The following is an 18,247-nucleotide window of genomic DNA, read 5'->3' on the forward strand; positions in this document are numbered from 1 at the left end:
CCTCGCAGCGGCTTTTGTATTTTCTGAAATAACGAAGTGGAGAGCCGCATGGTTCCCGTAATCGCCCTGGTGGGCCGACCGAACGTCGGCAAGTCCACCTTGTTCAACCGCCTGACCAGGACTCGCGACGCCATTGTCGGCGACTTGTCCGGTCTGACCCGTGATCGCCAATACGGTGAGGCCAAGTGGCAAGGGCGTACCTATATTCTGGTCGACACCGGCGGCATCTCCGGTGATGAACACGGCATGGACGAAAAAATGGCCGAGCAGTCGCTGCTCGCCATTGAAGAAGCCGATGTGGTGCTGTTCCTGGTAGACGCCAAGGCTGGTTTTACCGCCGCCGACCAGATGATCGCCGAGCATTTGCGCAAGCGTAACAAGCGTTCCTACGTGGTCGCCAACAAGGTCGACAACATCGACCCGGACATGGCCCGCGCCGAGTTCGCCCCGTTGGGCATGGGCCAGGCGATCCCGATCGCCGGCGCCCACGGTCGTGGCATCACCCAGATGCTGGAAATCGCCCTGGAGAGTTTCCCCAAGGACGACGCGGAAGAACCGGAAGAGGGCGAGGAAGAGATCGTTGCCGAGGGTGAGGAAGCCAAGCGCATTCCGGGCCCGAGCGAAAAAGACGGGATCAAGATCGCGATCATCGGCCGTCCCAACGTGGGCAAGTCGACGCTGGTCAACCGCATGCTCGGTGAAGACCGGGTCATCGTCTACGACCAGCCGGGCACCACCCGTGACAGCATCTACATTCCCTTCGAGCGTAACGAAGAGAAGTACACGCTGATCGACACCGCCGGTGTGCGCAAGCGCGGCAAGATCCACGAAGAAGTTGAAAAGTTCTCCGTGGTCAAGACCTTGCAGGCGATCAAAGACGCCAACGTGGTGATCTTCGTGATGGACGCCCGCGAAGGCGTGGTCGATCACGACTTGAACCTGCTGGGCTTCGCCCTGGAAGCCGGGCGTGCGCTGGTCATCGCGATCAACAAGTGGGACGGCATGACGCCGAGCGAGCGGGATTTCGTCAAGGTCGAATTGCAGCGCCGGCTGTTCTTCGTCGACTTCGCCGACATCCACTTCATCTCGGCCCTGCACGGCACGGGCGTGGGCAACCTCTACGCTTCTGTGCAGAACTCGTTCAAGTCGGCGGTCACCCGCTGGCCGACCAACCGCCTGACCCAGATCCTCGAAGATGCGGTAGGCGAGCACGCGCCACCGATGGTCAACAACCGTCGGATCAAGCTGCGCTACGCCCACTTGGGCGGTGCCAACCCGCCGATTATCGTGATCCACGGTAACCAGATCGAGAAGGTGCCCAAGTCGTACGTCCGTTACCTGGAAAACACCTACCGTCGCGTCCTGAAGCTGGTCGGCACGCCGATCCGCATCGAGTTCAAGGGTGGCGAGAACCCGTACGAAGGCAACAAGAACACGCTCACCGACCGCCAGGTCAACAAGAAGCGCCGCTTGATGTCGCACCACAAGAAGGCCGACAAGAAGCGCCGCGACAAGCGTTGATCGATAGTCACCGCAGATCCACTGTGGGAGCGAGCTTGCTCGCGATAGCGGCAGTACATCAACAGGGATGCAGGCTGATCCACCGCCATCGCGAGCAAGCTCGCTCCCACAGGGTATGAGTTGTGTCAGTGTGAGAAGGGTGCCCTTTGTGGCACCCTTTTTCATGCCCGGCGATTGGGCTATCCTCGAGCTCTCCCGCGCCGCACCAGAGCCGGGTGCAGAGCAGGGACCCTCCATGATCACCAGCAAGTTGCCGAACGTCGGTATCACGATTTTCACCCAGATGTCCCAGCTCGCCGCGCAGACGGGTGCGCTGAACCTGTCCCAGGGCTTTCCCGATTTCGATGGCCCGCAGGCCCTGCGCGATGCGGTTGGCCGGCACATTGCTCAAGGCCATAACCAGTACTCACCGATGACCGGCCTGCCGGCGCTGCGCCAGCAGATCGCGGCGAAGATCGCCCGTAGCTACGGCGCCAACGTCGATGCCGATCAAGAGGTCACCGTGACCCCTGGCGCGACCCAGGCGATTTTCTGTGCCATCGCGGCGGTGGTCCACAGCGGTGACGAAGTGATCGTTTTCGACCCTAGCTATGACAGCTACGAGCCTTCCGTTCTATTGGCCGGTGGGCGCTGCATACATGTGCCATTGGGCCTGGATGACTTCGCCATCGACTTCGAGAAGCTCGGCGAAGCCCTGAGCCCGCGCACGCGCATGATCATCCTCAACTCGCCGCACAACCCCAGCGGCGCCCTGATCAGCCGCGCCGAACTCGATCAATTGGCGACACTGATTCGCGACCGTGACATCTACCTGGTCAGCGATGAGGTCTACGAACACCTGGTGTTCGACGGCGTCGCCCACGCCAGTGTCCTGGCCCACGAAGAACTGTACCGCCGCGCCTTCGTGGTCAGCTCGTTCGGCAAGACCTACCACGTCACTGGCTGGAAAACCGGCTACGTGGTGGCCCCAGCGGCCCTGACGGCAGAGCTGCGCAAGGTGCACCAGTACGTCAGCTTCTGCGGCGTGACGCCGTTGCAGTACGCCCTGGCCGACTACATGGCCGAACATCCGGAGCACGTCGACGAACTGCCGGATTTCTACCAGGCCAAGCGCGACCTGTTCTGCGACCTGCTGGCCCCGTCACGGTTCAGCTTCAAGCGCGTGACCGGCACTTATTTCCAGTTGGTGGATTATTCGCGGATTCGCCCGGACCTCAATGACGTCGACATGGCGGTGTGGATGACCCGCGAGCATGGCGTGGCGACGATTCCGATCTCGGTGTTCTACCAGGACCCACCCCAAGGCCAGCGCCTGGTGCGCCTGTGCTTTGCCAAACGCGAGGAGACGCTGCGCGAAGCGGCGGAAAAACTATGCGTGATTTGAGCGCGTTGCCGGACCTCGACATTGCCCTGGTCCAGACCACCCTGGCCTGGCACGACCGCGAGGCCAACCTGGAGCATTTCGAAGCGCTTCTCGAGCAGGCGCGCGGGGCTGACCTGATCATCCTTCCGGAAATGTTCACCACGGGTTTTTCCATGGAGTCCGAGACCCTGGCGGAGCCGGAAAACGGCCCCACCAGTCGTTGGCTCAAGGACCAGGCGAAGAAACTGGATGCTGTCATCACCGGGAGCGTGATCGTCCAGGCCGGCGACGGCAGCCATCGCAATCGCCTGCTGTGGGCGCGACCGGACGGTGAAGTGCTGCATTACGACAAGCGCCATCTGTTTCGCATGGCCGGCGAGCACAACCACTACACGCCGGGTGAGCGACAGGTGCTGTTCGAACTCAAGGGCTGGCGGATTCGCCCGTTGATTTGCTACGACCTGCGCTTTCCGGTGTGGAGCCGCGACGCCGAGGACACCGACCTGCTGCTGTACACCGCCAACTGGCCCGGAGCGCGGCGTATGCACTGGAACCGGCTGCTGCCGGCCCGGGCGATCGAGAACCTGTGCTACGTGGCGGCGGTCAATCGCGTCGGCACCGACGGCAAGGGCTTCGCCTACACCGGTGACAGCCAGGTGCTGGATTTCCAGGGTGAAACCTTGCTCAGCGCCGGTGACGCGGATGGCGTGTTCACGGTGTGTTTGAAGGCGGCGGACCTGGCGGCGTATCGCACGCGGTTTCCGGCGAACCTGGATGCCGATCGCTTCGAATTCACGAATTGAAACGATTCAGCCTCAAGGAACGGTGTTGCGTGCCGATAACCGGTCAGCCAAGGAGAAGTCCCTATGACCAGTATCAGCGCAACCACCGTAAACCCTTATCCGTTGTCAGCCCCTAAAGTTTCCATCCGCGGGGCTGAAGAAGAGAAAGCGGTCAGTCCAGTGACATCGACTGACGCCGACGACAAGGACAAGACACTGCAGGTCGATACCCGCGGCGCGAATGTCGCTGGCGCTCCCGCCAGCGGCGGTGTGGACATCATTGAGCAACTGAAAAAGCAGATCGAGCAGGCCGAAAAACTGCTGGCTCAGCAGCAAGCCCAGTTGGCCCGGGTCCAGAAAAGCCAGGCCAACGAAGAGCAGAAGGCCCAGCAGGCCATGGCCATCCAGACCCAGATCATGGGTACCCAGGCGATGCTGCAGACCTTGCGGGCGTCGTTGTTGCAGGCCATGACCGTTTCTGTCGATACCCATGCCTGACAGTTTGGTTGTCTGACAGGCCGTCATCGCGAGCAAGCTCGCTCCCACAGTGGATTTATGGTGGCCACAGATCCACTGTGGGAGCGAGCTTGCTCGCGATGAGGCCAGTACAGTCAGCACCCAACCATCAGCCAAACAAAAAGGCCCCAGGGTTCACACCCCGGGGCCTTTTTGCATTTCAGCCCAGGAATCAGGCTGCCTTGGCTTCCGGCTGGCTCAGCGAGCGGTTCAGCGCACTGAACAGCGCCTTGAAGCTCGCCGTGGTGATGTTCTCATCGATACCCACGCCATGCACCGCACGCTCGCCGTTGACTCGCAGTTCGATGTAGGCCGCCGCCTTGGCATTGGTGCCGGCACCGATGGCGTGTTCGTTGTAGTCCATGATCTCTACCGGAATCGGCAGGCCGGCCACCAGCGCTTCCAGGGCGCCGTTGCCCTTGCCGCGCCAGTGCAGATTGGTCTCGCCCTGGCCCTTGCTCGCCACTTCCACCTCTACGGCGCTGTTGCCGTTCTCTTCCTGCAGGCGATGGCTGACCAGCGCGTACGGGGTGTTGGCTTGCAGGTATTCACGCTGCAGCAGGCCGTGGATCTGCTGGGCGGTCATTTCCAGGCCCAGGCGATCGGTTTCGCGCTGTACCACCTGGCTGAACTCGATCTGCATGCGACGCGGCAGGCTGATGCCGTATTCCTGTTCCAGCAGGTAAGCGATACCGCCTTTGCCCGACTGGCTGTTGACGCGAATCACCGCCTCGTAGCTGCGACCGATGTCGGCCGGGTCGATCGGCAGGTACGGCACTTCCCACAGGGTGTCCGGTTTCTGCTGGGCGAAGCCCTTGCGGATGGCGTCCTGGTGCGAGCCGGAGAACGCGGTGTGGACCAGGTCGCCGACGTACGGATGACGCGGGTGCACCGGGATCTGGTTGCATTCCTCGACCACTTTGCGCACGCCGTCGATGTCGGAGAAGTCCAGCTCCGGGTTGATGCCCTGGGTGTAGAGGTTCAGCGCCACGGTCACCAGGTCGACGTTACCGGTGCGTTCGCCGTTGCCGAACAGGCAGCCTTCGACACGGTCGGCGCCGGCCATCAGACCCAGCTCGGTGGCGGCCACGCCGGTGCCACGGTCGTTGTGGGTGTGCAGGCTGATGAGCACGCTGTCACGACGGGTGATGTTGCGGTGGAACCACTCGATCTGGTCGGCGTAGATGTTCGGGGTGGCGACTTCCACGGTAGCGGGCAGGTTGAGGATTACCTTGCGCTCGGGCGTCGGGTTCCAGACTTCGATCACCGCGTCGCAGACTTCCTTGGCGAACTCCAGCTCAGTGGCGCTGAAGGTTTCTGGCGAGTATTCGAACTGCCATTGGGTTTCCGGCTGCTGGGCGGCGTATTTGACGAACAGCTTGGCCGCGTTCACCGCGATTTCCTTCACGCCTTCCTTGTCCTGGTTGAACACGATGCGGCGGAACGACGGGCAGGTGGCGTTGTACAGGTGGACGATGGCTTTTTTCGCACCGCGCAGGGATTCGAACGTACGGGCGATCAAGTCTTCACGGGCCTGGGTCAGCACCTGGATGGTGGTGTCGTCCGGGATGTGGCCTTCTTCGATGAGGGTGCGCACGAAGTCGAAGTCGGTCTGGGAAGCGGCCGGGAACGATGCCTCGATTTCCTTCACGCCCACCGCGACCAGGGTTTTCCAGAAGCGCAGCTTCTTGACCGCGTCCATCGGCTCGATCAGCGACTGGTTGCCGTCGCGCAGGTCGGAGCTGCACCAGATCGGCGCGGCGGTGATGGTCTTCGACGGCCAGGTGCGATCCGGCAGGTTGATGGTCGGGAAGGCGCGGTATTTGGAAGACGGGTCTTTGAGCATGCTCATGGGGAAATCCTTATTGTCGTGGCCGGAAAAAGGCGGCCTGCCGGTGGTTCGAATGGGGTGGCTTGAAGCCTGGACGAGGTGCCACGATTCAGCCCGGCAGTCGTGCGCTGACGAGGCACAGGCTGCGGTGCTGGCGAAGCTGGATGAGGGTGTGAGAGGTTTTCATGCTCCAACCCTAACCGCGTGAACGGCGGATCGCAAGCAGTCGGAAAAAATTGAGAGAAGTTCTGCTTTTGAGCGGGTTTACGAGATTTAATCGCGCATATTCGAGATGTTGATATTGGAAATTGCGTCGATGTTTTGAGCTTGGCAATTCATAGGCGAGTAGTGATGCGGCTGCCGTCATCGCGAGCAAGCTCGCTCCCACAGGGATCTCTGTGGGTTGCAAAGGGGTGTTCACAACACATCCCAATGTGGGAGCGAGCTTGCTCGCGATGAGGCCGGTAGCCCCAGCACACATCTCAGGGTTGGAAAGCACCGATGAAAATCGCCGGATCCACCCGCGCATCGTTCAGGCTGATATTCCAGTGCATATGCGGCCCGGTCGCGCGGCCGGTGGCGCCGACCTTGCCCACCACGGTGCCCCGGGCCAATTGCTGGCCGACCTTCACGTCGATCTTCGACATGTGGCAGAACATGCTGATGAAACCCTGGCCGTGGTCGACGAACACCGTATTGCCATTGAAGAAATAATTGCCGGTGAGGATCACCTTGCCCGCGGCCGGGGTCTTGATCGGTGTACCGGCGGGCACGGCGAAGTCCAGGCCGGCGTGGGGGTTGCGCTCTTCGCCGTTGAAGAAGCGGCGCACGCCGAACTTGCTCGACAGCGGGCCGTTGACCGGTTTGTCCAGCAACAGGTTGCTGGGGATGTTCGGACTGAAGCTGCGGTAGGCCTTCAGTTGCACCGCCAGCTCGGCGTCGATGCGCTTGAGGTCCGCCGGGTTCGGGTTGACCTGGCGTTTATTCTTCAGGGTGATGTGTTGCTCGGGGTACTTTTTATAGCCGACCACGAACGGCTGGGTGCTGCCGCCACTGCTGATCTGTTGGGTGCCGGGTTGCACCGTCAGCGGGATGCCCACAATCGCCAGCCAGTTCTGCTGTTCCTTGACCACCAGCACCGGCTTGCCCTGATAAGTGGCCTTGGGTGCCTGGGCCGCGCTGCCCAGGTCCACCACGGCCACGCCGCCGGGCACCGGTTTGTTCAACAAACGGGTGATGTAACTGTCGGCGTGGGCATTGAAGGTCAGGCACAGCAAGAACAATGGGGCGAGATATCGCGGCATGAATCAGTCCAGTAAAGAAAGGGTGACTGGCGTCAGGTGATTGTCTTCGACCCGCACCAGCAGTTCGCCTTCGCCGAGCTTGGCGGTCAGCCGTTGGCCGGTCTGGGTTTGCCCGGCGCTGCGGATCGCATGGCCGCGTTCGTCGAGCAAAATGCTGTAGCCGCGGCCGAGGGTCGCCAGGGGGCTGACGATGTGCAGCGTCTGCATCTGGTTGTGCAATTGCACGCGGCGCGCCTTGAGCCCTTCACGCATGGCCCGGGGCAGGCGTTCGGCCAGGCTGTCCAGGCGCTGGCGCAACATGGCCAACTGTCGGCCCGGGTGTTGCCCGGCGAGGCGGGTTTCCAGGCGGATCAGCCGCTCGCGGCGGGTATTGAGGTTGCGTTCGAAGGCCCGGCGCAGGCGCATGTCCAGGTCGTCGAGGCGCTGGGCTTGCTGGCGCAGGCGTTCGCCGGGATGACGCAGGCGTCGGGTGAGGCCTTCGAGGCGCAATTGATCGCGCATCAGCCGGTCGCGCATGCGCATCACCAGTCGGCGATGCAGGCTTTCGACCCGGCGCACCAGGTCGCCGGCATCCGGCGCCAGCAGTTCAGCGGCGGCGGACGGGGTCGGGGCGCGCACATCGGCGACGAAATCGCTGATGGACACGTCGGTTTCATGGCCGACGGCGCTGACGATTGGCGTGACGCAGGCATCCACCGCCCGGGCCACGGCTTCTTCGTTGAAGCACCATAAGTCTTCCAGCGAACCGCCGCCCCGGGCCAGGATCAGCGCATCGAAGCCACGGGCATCGGCCAGTTTCAGGGCGCGGACGATTTGCCCGGTGGCTTCGCGGCCTTGCACGGCGGTGGGAATCAGGGTCAGGGCAATCTGCGGCGCCCGGCGGCGGAACACACTGATGATGTCGCGGATCACCGCGCCGGTGGGCGAACTGATGATGCCAATGCGTTGCGGATGGGCCGGCAACGGTACCTTGCGTTCGGCGCTGAACAGGCCCTCGGCACTGAGTTTTTCCTTCAGGGCATCGAAGGCCAGGCGCAGGGCGCCATCGCCGGCCGGCTCCACCGTGTCGAGAATCAACTGATAATCGCCACGGCCTTCGAACAGCGAAACCTTGCCGCGCACTTTCACCGCCAGCCCGTCCTTCAAGGCCTGGCGCACCCGCGCGGCATTCTGCCGGAACAGCGCGCAACGCACCTGGGCACCGCTGTCCTTGAGGGTGAAATACACGTGGCCGGAGGCCGGACGGGCAAGGTTGGAAATCTCGCCCTCGACCCAGATGTTGCTGAACACGTCTTCAAGCAACACCCGCGCACGGCCGTTGAGCTGGCTGACAGTCAGGACCTCGCGGTCCAGGCCCAGTCGGGCAAAGGGATCTTTAATCATGGGCGGCATGATAAGGGCATTTGTAGCTGAATCTCCATGTGTACAGAGAATTAGACCGAGTCGCCTGCATCGCGAGCAAGCTCGCTCCCACAAGGGTTCTGTGTCGTACACAGCATTTGAATCCAATGGAAATCCAATGTGGGAGCGAGCTTGCTCGCGATAGCGGTGGAGCTGTCACCACAAATGCTGGATATGCCCCGACACATCTGGCTAAAGTCGCCGCTTCGTCATCAAGGAAGTGCCGGATGAATCTTCTGTCGTGGTTGGGCCAGTGGGCATTTGCCCCCCTGGAATGGCTGGTGATCGGCTCGGCCATTGCCCTGGCCTACATCGTGTTCGGCATCGCCGGGTTCGGCACGGCGCTGGTGGCGGCGCCCATCCTGCTGCTGTTCATGCCCTTGTCGAAGATCATCCCGCTGCTGGTCCTGCTGGATTTTGTCGCGGCCTTCGGCAACCTGTTGCCATCGCGTCGGGACGTGTCCCGGCCGGAGCTGCTGCGGTTGCTGCCGTGCATGGCACTGGGCTGCACCCTGGGGGTGATTTTCCTGCTCAACCTCAAGTCCGACCTGTTGTTGCTGTTGATGGGGCTGTTCATCAGCAGCTATGCCATCTATAGCCTGTTGATAAAAACCCGGCCGACGCATTTGTCATCGCGGTGGGCGTTTCCGATGGGCACGGTGGGCGGGATGTTCGGGGCGTTGTTTGGCAGTGGCGGCTTTTTATATGCCATTTACTTGAATAGCCGCCTGCCCAAGGACCCGGCCCGGGCCACGCAAAGTGCCTTGATCAGTTGCAGCACCGTGGTGCGCTTGAGCCTGTTTATCGTCGCCGGTGTGTATGCCGAGCTACCCTTGTTGGTACTGGCGCTGTGTTTGTTGCCGGCCATGGCGCTGGGGCTGTGGGTGGGTCGTCGCCTGACCATGAGGTTGTCGCGCGAGGCGTTCGTGCGCTTGGTGACCTGGCTGGTGCTCGCCAGCGGCATTGCCTTGATCGGGCGTTACCTTAGTGCTTGACCTGGCTCGGCCAGGGATTAAGCTGCCGGCCTTTATTCGCCCCCATGGGAACCTCCAGGCCTCGTCATGAATTCGCAAAGCATCATCGTCCCGAAAATTTCCACCCTGCCGGTCCACGAGCCCCGGGCCCGGGCGATCGTGCGCTGGCTGGTGCGCAAAAATATCGTCGAAGAACAACTGACCACCTGCGGGCGCACCGGCAATCGCATGGCCCACGCCATCGCCCCTGGCGCACGGGCGGTGGTCCTGCACCCCGATGCCTTGCCGTTCGGCGAAGCGATCAATGGCCTGGAGATCATCACCAAGCGCTGCATCTATACACCGGCCAAGGGCTTTCTCGAAGAAGCCGGTTGCGCCGAGTGCCGCAAGGAAGTCGGCGAAGCGTTGTTCGAAAGCCTGGAAGACTGGATGCCCGCGCGCACCGACAACTTCACCTGCCCCGAATGCGGCCATGAAGATGACATCAATGGTTTTCTGTTCCTGCAGCCGTGCGGCTTTTCCAACCTGGGGTTCATTTTCAACAACTGGCTGGAGGCGGGGTTCAAGCAGGACTTTCTCGATGAGTTCGCCGATTGGCTCGATCAGCCGGTGAGTTGGGTGAGGGTGGAGTTGTAAGGGCGCCGATGAGCCTCTGTGGGAGCGAGCTTGCTCGCGATGGCGTCGGGGCAGTTGATACGGTGTTGACTGATATGCCGCTATCGCGAGCAAGCTCGCTCCCACAGGGAATATGTGTTGGCAAGCGGGCGGTGATTTAGCCCGTCAATCAGCCCGCCAATAATAGACAGAGTTTTACATTGAGCCAGACGGGGTCCATGAGTATAATGGCGCGCTTCCATTTTCCCGCTCGGGAGCCCCCGCGATGCTGCGTATCAGCCAAGAAGCTCTGACCTTCGACGACATTCTCCTAGTGCCCGGTTATTCCGAAGTACTGCCTAACGAAGTCAGTCTCAAAACCCGTCTCACCCGTGGCATCGAACTGAATATCCCCCTGGTTTCCGCCGCCATGGACACCGTGACCGAAGCTCGTCTGGCCATTGCCATGGCCCAGGAAGGCGGTATCGGTATCATCCACAAGAACATGACCATCGAACAGCAGGCCGCCGAAGTGCGCAAGGTCAAGCGGTTCGAGGCTGGCGTGGTCAAGGATCCGATCACCATCGAGGCTGACGCCACGGTCCGGGATCTGTTCGAACTGACCCGCATGCACAACATCTCCGGCGTTCCGGTACTGCACGATGGCGACCTGGTCGGCATCGTCACCTCCCGTGACGTGCGTTTCGAGAACCGTCTCGATGCTTCCGTTCGCCAAGTGATGACGCCTAAAGAGCGCCTGGTCACGGTCAAGGAAGGCACCAACAAGGACGAAGTCCGCGAGTTGCTGCACAAGCACCGTATCGAGCGCGTGCTGATCGTCGACGACAAATTCGCCCTCAAGGGCATGATGACCGTCAACGACATCGAAAAAGCCAAGGCCTACCCGCTGGCGAGCAAGGACGACCAGGGTCGTCTGCGCGTCGGCGCTGCGGTCGGCACCGGCAAGGACACCGGCGACCGCGTCGCTGCCCTGGTCAATGCCGGCGTTGACGTGGTGGTGGTCGACACCGCCCACGGTCACTCCAAAGGCGTGATCGACCGCGTTCGCTGGGTCAAGCAGAACTTCCCTGACGTGCAGGTGATCGGCGGCAACATCGCCACCGGCGAAGCCGCCAAGGCCCTGGCCGAAGCCGGCGCCGACGCGGTCAAGGTCGGTATCGGTCCTGGCTCGATCTGCACCACCCGTATCGTCGCCGGTGTCGGCGTGCCGCAGATCAGCGCCATCGCCAACGTCGCCGCCGCCCTTGAAGGCACGGGCGTGCCGTTGATCGCCGACGGCGGTATCCGCTTCTCCGGTGACCTGTCCAAGGCCATCGTCGCCGGTGCCTACTGCGTGATGATGGGTTCGATGTTCGCCGGCACCGAAGAGGCACCGGGCGAGATCGAACTGTTCCAGGGCCGTAGCTACAAGGCTTATCGCGGCATGGGTTCGCTGGGCGCCATGTCCCAGGCCCAGGGCTCTTCCGACCGTTACTTCCAGGACTCCTCCGCGGGTGCCGAGAAGCTGGTGCCGGAAGGCATCGAAGGTCGCGTGCCGTACAAAGGCACCCTGAGCGCCATCATCCATCAACTGATGGGCGGCCTGCGTTCTTCCATGGGCTACACCGGCAGCGCCGATATCGAAGAGATGCGCACCAAGCCGGAATTCGTGCGCATCACTGGCGCCGGCATGGCCGAGTCCCATGTCCACGACGTGCAGATCACCAAGGAAGCGCCGAACTACCGCGTAGGTTAAGGCTTCCAGCAAAACGTTAATCACCGGGGCTGTTCATTCAGCCCCGAGTTGTTTCTGATTCACTACATGAGAATGAGTCATGGCCCTCGACATTCACGCTCACCGCATCCTGATCCTCGACTTCGGTTCCCAGTACACCCAGCTGATCGCCCGCCGCGTGCGTGAAATCGGCGTGTACTGCGAACTGCATCCGTTCGACATGGATGACGAAGCGATTCGCGAATTCGCTCCGAAAGGCGTCATCCTCGCCGGCGGCCCCGAGTCCGTGCACGAAGCCGACAGCCCGCGCTGCCCGCAAGCCGTGTTCGACCTGGGCGTGCCGGTCTTTGGTATCTGCTACGGCATGCAGACCATGGCGGAACAGCTGGGCGGCAAGGTCGAAGGTTCGGACCTGCGTGAGTTCGGTTATGCCCGCGTCGACGTGGTCGGCAAGAGCCGCCTGCTGGACGGCATCGAAGACCACGTCGACGCCGACGGCCTGTTCGGCCTGGACGTGTGGATGAGCCACGGCGACAAGGTCACCAAGATGCCGGAAGACTTCCACATCCTGGCCAGCACCCCGAGCTGCCCGATTGCCGGCATGTTCAACGATGATCGCCGTTACTACGGCGTGCAGTTCCACCCTGAAGTGACCCACACCAAGCAGGGCGGCCGCATCCTGTCGCGCTTCATCCTCGACATCTGCGGGTGCGAAGCCCTGTGGACCCCGTCGAAAATCGCTGAAGACGCCATCGCCCAGGTCCGTGCCCAGGTCGGCACCGACAACGTGCTGCTGGGCCTGTCCGGCGGTGTGGACTCCTCGGTGGTTGCCGCATTGCTGCACAAGGCCATCGGCGACCAGTTGACCTGCGTCTTCGTCGACAACGGCCTGCTGCGTCTTCACGAAGGCGAGCAAGTGATGGCCATGTTCGCCGAGAACATGGGCGTCAAGGTGATCCGCGCCAACGCCGAAGAGCAGTTCCTGAACAACCTGGCCGGCGAGTCCGACCCGGAGAAGAAACGCAAGATCATCGGCCGCACCTTCATCGACGTGTTCGATGCCGAATCCTGCAAGCTGGACAACATCAAGTACCTGGCCCAGGGCACCATCTACCCCGACGTGATCGAGTCGGCCGGCGCCAAGAGCGGCAAGGCCCACGTGATCAAGTCCCACCACAACGTCGGCGGCCTGCCAGAGGAAATGAACCTCAAGCTGGTCGAGCCGCTGCGCGAACTGTTCAAGGACGAAGTGCGTCGCCTCGGCCTGGAGCTGGGCCTGCCCTACGACATGGTCTACCGCCACCCCTTCCCGGGCCCGGGCCTGGGCGTGCGGATCCTCGGTGAAGTGAAGAAGGAATACGCCGACCTGCTGCGTCGCGCCGACCACATCTTCATCGAAGAACTGCGCAAGGCCGACTGGTACCACAAGGTCAGCCAGGCATTCGTGGTGTTCCAACCGGTGAAATCGGTGGGCGTGGTTGGCGATGGCCGTCGTTACGCCTGGGTCGTGGCCCTGCGTGCCGTGGAAACCATCGACTTCATGACCGCTCGCTGGGCACACCTGCCGTACGAGCTGCTGGAAACCGTTTCCGGGCGCATCATCAACGAAATCGAAGGCATCTCCCGCGTCACGTATGACGTGTCGAGCAAGCCGCCGGCGACGATTGAGTGGGAATGATCCCGCGTCCGGCATAGACCGGCACTAAAGCATCTCTAAGCCCGCGTAACTGCGGGCTTTTTGCGTTTTCAGCCTGGCATTGTCTGATCGGTCGCAGCTCGCGTCGCGTGCGCGGCGATGAACATGGCGACGGCCGACCGGCAATAGGATTCGATTTCGTTGTCGTCCTCCGCTCTCGCTTCATCGAAGCGCGCGATGATCAGGAGATCGGATCCTTTGATCAGTGCGGCAAACAAGCGGGCGGACTGGCGAGGGTCGGGCACGTTCAGAGCCGCCTTCGCGTGCAGCTGACGTAGCAGGGCCTCGATTTGCGCGATGATATAGGCGGGACCGGCTTCGTATTGGCGCTTGCTTAACGACTTTTGATTCGTCTTGTCGGCCATGATCATGGCTTCGACACTGCGCACGTCCGGACTCAACAGCGTGCGAAGCAAGGTTGTTCCCACCGCCATGAGCTGATCTTCGGCTGAACCGTCGACGCCTGCAAAAAGGGCCTGTGGTGCAAACTGCTGGCAGTGGGCAGCAATGGCCGCGCTGAACAGCGCCTCCTTGTTCTCGAAGTGCCGATAGATGCTGAGTTTGGATATCTTCGCCCGCTGGGCGACCTTGTCCATTGTCGTCGCTTGAAAACCCAATTCCACAAAAAGTTCGCCCGCGGCGTCGATGATCGTCTGGCCTAGCGCATCGTTGGCGGGCCGGCCGCGTCGGGCCTGACTGTGTTCGGTCATAAAATTCCAGTACTTGACAGTATCTAAATTCGTGAATTATGGTACTTCCTAGTTTCTTAATTGTGCAAGCGATCTCCCTTCATCCACAGCGCGGAGCCCATCATCATGAATGACGTCATCATTATCGGCGGCAGCTTTGCCGGGCTTGCCGCCGCCCTGCAACTCGGCCGTGCCCGCCGCAAGGTCACCGTCCTCGATACCGGCCTGCCGCGCAATCGCTTCGCCGACCACTCCCATGGCCTGCTCGGCCACGACCACAAGCCACCGCTGGAGATCCTGGCCGAGGCGCGGCAGCAGCTGGCGCGCTATCCCACGATCCAGCTGGTCACTGCCCGGGCCGAGAGCGTCTCCGGCGCCATCGACGATTTCTCCGTCCTCACGGGCGAGGGCGAAACCCTGAGGGCGCGCCGCCTGATCCTGAGCTATGGCGTCGCCGACCAGATGCCTGAACTTCCCGGCTTTGCCGAAGGCTGGGGCACCTCCATCGTGCCTTGCCCCTATTGCGACGGCTTTGAAGTTGCCGGCCGGCATTGGGGCCTCGTCTGGTCCGGCCCAATGTCGCACAACTACGTCAGGCTGTACCACGATTGGACTGACACGTTGACGGTCTTTGCCAATGGTCACGACATTCCACCCGACATCCGGGCCGATCTGGCGCGCCGTGGCATCCCTGTCGTCGATGGCCGGGTCACCGAAATCGACCATGACGAGAGCCATAACGCCACCGTCAGGCTCGACGCTGGCTCCTCTGTCGCGGTCGACATCCTGTTCGCGCATCCGCGCAACAAGCCGTCCGCACGCCTGCATGAATCGCTGGGTCTCGCCACGGTCGATACGCCCCAGGGCATCGTCCTCAAGGTCGACGAGCGCCGCGAAACCAGCGTGCCCGGCATCTACGCCGCCGGCGACCTCGCCAGCCTCGCAATGCCCTCGGTCACCACGGCATCATGGCAAGGCGCGACGGCGGGTATCTCCGCCCAGCAGTCGATGCTGGTTTGAGATCAAGCAGCATCGATCACGCCAATTCCAATTTCACAACAGACGCGAGTGCCACCATGGAAGTCCTGAAGAAATTCAAGCCGCTAGACGATAAATTCCCGCTTGAGCGCCAACTCGGCATCTCGGCCGCGCCAATCGTACTTATCAACATATTCACGGTCGGTTCCGCCGACGAAGCGGGCTTCCTGGACGCCTTCAAGGCGGCAGGCGAAACCCTGAAGCAGCAGCCGGGCTTCATCTCCACCCAATTGCACCGAGCGATCGGTGATAGCCCGACGTTCCTGAACTATGTGGTGTGGGAGTCCACCGAGACGCTCCGCGATGCCTTCGCTCGTCCCGAATTCGTCGCGAAGGTTTCGGCCTATCCGTCATCCGTCGTAGCCACCCCGCACTTGTTCCAGAAGGTTGCCGTCCCCGGCTTTTGCACGGCCTGACTCCAGAAATATGGCAAGGCGCGATGGCGGGTACCTTCGCCCAGCAGTCGATGCCGGCTTGAGAGCACAGATTGGAGATGAGCATGGAGGCGCACATGTCCAAGACCAGAAAAACCGAAGCCAGCATCAGCATTCTCGCCCGACCACTCTTGAAAAAAGGCTGACACACATGGAGTTCGAACACGTCACTTTCGACCTGCCACACGGCACCTTTCATGCGCTGAAGGGGGGTGATCCCGATGGTCAACCGACGATCGTCTTGCACGGTTTCCCGGATCATCCGCCGACCGCGAAGCCCTTCCTTGCCGAGCTCGGCCGCCGTGGCCGTCACGTCATCGCACCCTGGCTTCGCGGTTACTCACCGTCCCCGACCGCAGGCCCGTTCGACTTCGCAGCCCTCACCAGCGACGTGCTCGCGCTGATCGACCGCTGGTCTCCGGGGCGAGCCGTGGAGTTGATTGGTCACGACTGGGGCGCCCTGATCACCTATGACGCCTGCGTCACCGCGCCGGAGCGGATCGAACGCGCGGTCGCGCTCGCAATCCCTCATCCGCTCACGTTCATGAGCCGGCTGACGCACCCCGCTCAACTGCGCCGGAGCTCGTACATGGGGCTCTTTCAACTACCTGGAAGCGGCTGGATCGCCACCGCCCGCGATCTCGCCTTCATCGACCGCCTCTGGCGTCAGTGGTCGCCCGGCTTCTCGCTCGATCCCGCTCTCAAGGCAGAGCTACACGAGCATCTGCGCAAGAGCATGCCCGCGCCCCTAAAGTATTACCGGGCGATGCTGCGCCCCGGCATGATTGGTGCGACGCGCCGCATGTCTCAGCCGATCACGGTGCCCCTGTTGCAGCTTCACGGTGCCAACGACGGCTGCATCCTCCCCGCGCAGGTCGACGACCGACATCGGTTCGCCGCCCCGCACGCGATGGAGGTCGTCCCCGGCGTTGGTCACTTCCTGCACATCGAGGCCCCTGAGGCGATCGCGGAACGGATCGCGGCATGGGCCAAGTAGCGTCCTTTCCTCCTTGCCTCGATCAAAGGGGCGCTGGTCAAGAACGAATCAAAACGAGGAGATGTCATGACAGAGCAAAAAGCCCCTCAGGTCGCCGACTGGAATGGCCAAAGCGGTGAGTACTGGGCCGCCAACCAGGCCCGGCTCGACGCCATGTTTGCGGTGTTCGGCCAGGCCGCGATCGAAGCCGCCGCGCCCGCCACGGGCGAACGCGTGCTGGACGTCGGCTGCGGCGCGGGCGCGTCGAGTCTGGATCTGGCTGGCCGCGTCGGCGCGGGCGGCCATGTGCTGGGCGTGGACATATCCGAACCGCTGATCGGCCGAGCGCGCGCACTGGCACCCCAGGATACGCCGGCCCGGTTCCGGGTAGCCGACGCCAGCCGCGCCGAGCTGCCCGCGGGCGCGTTCGACATCCTGTTCTCGCGCTTCGGAGTCATGTTCTTCGACGATCCGACAGGGGCCTTCACCCATATGCGACGCGCGCTTCGGCCGGGCGGGCGGGTCGCTTTCGTCTGCTGGCGTGGCGTGGCCGAGAACGATTGGGTGCGCCTGCCGATGGGCGCGATCAAGGGCATCGTCCCACTGACCGCACCGCCCGATCCCGAAGCGCCCGGCCCATTCTCGTTTGGCGACCGGGGGCGGGTGACACGCATCCTGACGGCGGCCGGCTTCACCGATATCGCTATCGCGCCCTTCGATGCTTCCATCCCGTTCGGCGAGGGCGGGACGCGGGACGAAGCGATCGACGACGGGGTGAAGATGGCGTTCGAGGGCGGCCCGCTGTCGCTTGTGCTCGCTGATCAGCCCGACGACATCCGCGCCCGCGCCTGGGCCGCGGTTCGTGCCGCCTTCGCGGGCCTCCCCGGCGAGCGGTCGGTGATGATCGACGGCGCGGCGTGGATCGTCACGGCACGCAATCCGGCAAGCTGACAGGGAGTAACAGGGAGGACGCCCCCGCTCGGTGGCGCGGGGTGTCTTTGGCCGGTCGGATTGCTGCCCCTTCTGGCTTGGAAGCCGCCGTTTACAGCGTTTTCACGACACTCGAAAACGTTACCGGCGGCCTTCGCACACCGGTGATTCGCCGATGCGCCCTTCCTTGCACAGGTCGAGATTGTCCCTGCGCGAGAACCCTGCGTCTTTCATGCAGTAGAACCGAGTCAGCACAACATCAATCGGCGAGGTGTCTCCCGCGCCATCAAGATTGGTATACCCGCAAGCACGCATGGCGTTGTCGACGCCCGATTGGGACACCCCCTTTTTGTACCATTGTGTGAAGTCCCCAGGCGGCGGTTGAAAGCCCCTTCCCGTGCAGCCAACCAGTAACACTGCGCACAAACTCAGCAACAGGCTCCTCGTGCACATGGCGTTATTC

17 protein-coding genes are annotated in these 18,247 nt (G+C 62.4%); 12 read left to right on the forward strand and 5 right to left on the reverse strand.

Annotated features, from left to right (window positions below):
- Window positions 1-48: 48 nt before the first annotated feature.
- From der to J4E63_RS25285, 4 genes are all read left to right on the forward strand, one after another.
- The gene (gene der / locus J4E63_RS25270) at window positions 49-1,521 is read left to right on the forward strand and encodes a ribosome biogenesis GTPase Der (protein ID WP_053118638.1); all 1,473 of its coding nucleotides are present in this window, start codon (window positions 49-51) and stop codon (window positions 1,519-1,521) included.
- A gap of 235 nt (window positions 1,522-1,756) precedes the next feature.
- Window positions 1,757-2,905: a pyridoxal phosphate-dependent aminotransferase gene (locus J4E63_RS25275; protein WP_103307927.1), complete on the forward strand. Its 1,149-nt coding sequence runs from the start codon at window positions 1,757-1,759 to the stop codon at window positions 2,903-2,905.
- Window positions 2,893-3,687, forward strand: coding sequence for an amidohydrolase (locus tag J4E63_RS25280; RefSeq protein ID WP_192261526.1), 795 nt, complete (start codon window positions 2,893-2,895; stop codon window positions 3,685-3,687). Before J4E63_RS25275 ends, J4E63_RS25280 begins: the two co-directional genes overlap by 13 nt.
- 63 nt (window positions 3,688-3,750) lie before the next feature.
- Entirely contained in the window at window positions 3,751-4,164 is a 414-nt protein-coding gene (locus tag J4E63_RS25285) for a hypothetical protein (protein WP_207283665.1), read from the forward strand.
- A gap of 190 nt (window positions 4,165-4,354) precedes the next feature.
- Here the strand turns inward: J4E63_RS25285 and leuA are convergent, their stop codons facing one another.
- The 3 genes from leuA to xseA form a co-directional block, all read right to left on the reverse strand.
- Window positions 4,355-6,034 (reverse strand): 2-isopropylmalate synthase, encoded by a 1,680-nt coding sequence (leuA, locus tag J4E63_RS25290; protein ID WP_060739084.1) that lies wholly within the window; start codon window positions 6,032-6,034, stop codon window positions 4,355-4,357.
- Between the two features lie 461 nt (window positions 6,035-6,495).
- Window positions 6,496-7,317, reverse strand: a complete 822-nt coding sequence (locus tag J4E63_RS25295; RefSeq protein ID WP_207283666.1) for a peptidoglycan DD-metalloendopeptidase family protein — start codon at window positions 7,315-7,317, stop codon at window positions 6,496-6,498.
- A gap of 3 nt (window positions 7,318-7,320) precedes the next feature.
- Complete coding sequence (gene xseA, locus J4E63_RS25300) at window positions 7,321-8,700, reverse strand: exodeoxyribonuclease VII large subunit (protein ID WP_103307925.1); 1,380 nt, start codon at window positions 8,698-8,700, stop codon at window positions 7,321-7,323.
- A gap of 245 nt (window positions 8,701-8,945) precedes the next feature.
- Here xseA and J4E63_RS25305 point away from each other — a divergent pair, with 245 nt between their 5' ends.
- From J4E63_RS25305 to guaA, 4 genes are all read left to right on the forward strand, one after another.
- A complete protein-coding gene (locus J4E63_RS25305) occupies window positions 8,946-9,713 on the forward strand; it encodes a sulfite exporter TauE/SafE family protein (protein WP_207283667.1) in 768 nt (255 codons plus the stop codon).
- 66 nt (window positions 9,714-9,779) lie between these two features.
- Entirely contained in the window at window positions 9,780-10,328 is a 549-nt protein-coding gene (locus J4E63_RS25310) for a sugar ABC transporter ATPase (protein WP_103307923.1), read from the forward strand.
- A 244-nt stretch (window positions 10,329-10,572) separates the two neighbouring features.
- Window positions 10,573-12,042: an IMP dehydrogenase gene (gene guaB / locus J4E63_RS25315; protein WP_060739079.1), complete on the forward strand. Its 1,470-nt coding sequence runs from the start codon at window positions 10,573-10,575 to the stop codon at window positions 12,040-12,042.
- A gap of 79 nt (window positions 12,043-12,121) precedes the next feature.
- Window positions 12,122-13,699 (forward strand): glutamine-hydrolyzing GMP synthase, encoded by a 1,578-nt coding sequence (guaA, locus tag J4E63_RS25320; RefSeq protein WP_045155136.1) that lies wholly within the window; start codon window positions 12,122-12,124, stop codon window positions 13,697-13,699.
- Between the two features lie 68 nt (window positions 13,700-13,767).
- Here guaA and J4E63_RS25325 read toward each other — a convergent pair whose 3' ends face one another.
- Window positions 13,768-14,427, reverse strand: a complete 660-nt coding sequence (locus tag J4E63_RS25325; RefSeq protein ID WP_207283668.1) for a TetR/AcrR family transcriptional regulator — start codon at window positions 14,425-14,427, stop codon at window positions 13,768-13,770.
- A 105-nt stretch (window positions 14,428-14,532) separates the two neighbouring features.
- Here J4E63_RS25325 and J4E63_RS25330 point away from each other — a divergent pair, with 105 nt between their 5' ends.
- The 4 genes from J4E63_RS25330 (at window position 14,533) to J4E63_RS25345 (ending at window position 17,805) form a co-directional block, all read left to right on the forward strand.
- Window positions 14,533-15,426, forward strand: a complete 894-nt coding sequence (locus J4E63_RS25330; protein ID WP_207283669.1) for an NAD(P)/FAD-dependent oxidoreductase — start codon at window positions 14,533-14,535, stop codon at window positions 15,424-15,426.
- A gap of 56 nt (window positions 15,427-15,482) precedes the next feature.
- Window positions 15,483-15,860 carry an antibiotic biosynthesis monooxygenase gene (locus J4E63_RS25335; protein WP_072408112.1) on the forward strand — a complete coding sequence of 126 codons (378 nt, stop codon included), beginning with the start codon at window positions 15,483-15,485 and terminating at the stop codon, window positions 15,858-15,860.
- A 169-nt stretch (window positions 15,861-16,029) separates the two neighbouring features.
- Window positions 16,030-16,875, forward strand: a complete 846-nt coding sequence (locus J4E63_RS25340) for an alpha/beta fold hydrolase (RefSeq protein ID WP_063321978.1) — start codon at window positions 16,030-16,032, stop codon at window positions 16,873-16,875.
- 66 nt (window positions 16,876-16,941) lie between these two features.
- Window positions 16,942-17,805, forward strand: a complete 864-nt coding sequence (locus J4E63_RS25345; RefSeq protein WP_207283670.1) for a class I SAM-dependent methyltransferase — start codon at window positions 16,942-16,944, stop codon at window positions 17,803-17,805.
- 120 nt (window positions 17,806-17,925) lie between these two features.
- Here J4E63_RS25345 and J4E63_RS31000 read toward each other — a convergent pair whose 3' ends face one another.
- A complete protein-coding gene (locus J4E63_RS31000; RefSeq protein ID WP_259334246.1) occupies window positions 17,926-18,237 on the reverse strand; it encodes a hypothetical protein in 312 nt (103 codons plus the stop codon).
- Window positions 18,238-18,247: the final 10 nt, after the last annotated feature.

This window comes from Pseudomonas sp. FW300-N2F2, from assembly GCF_017351655.1.
Taxonomy (GTDB): domain Bacteria; phylum Pseudomonadota; class Gammaproteobacteria; order Pseudomonadales; family Pseudomonadaceae; genus Aquipseudomonas; species Aquipseudomonas fluorescens_AA.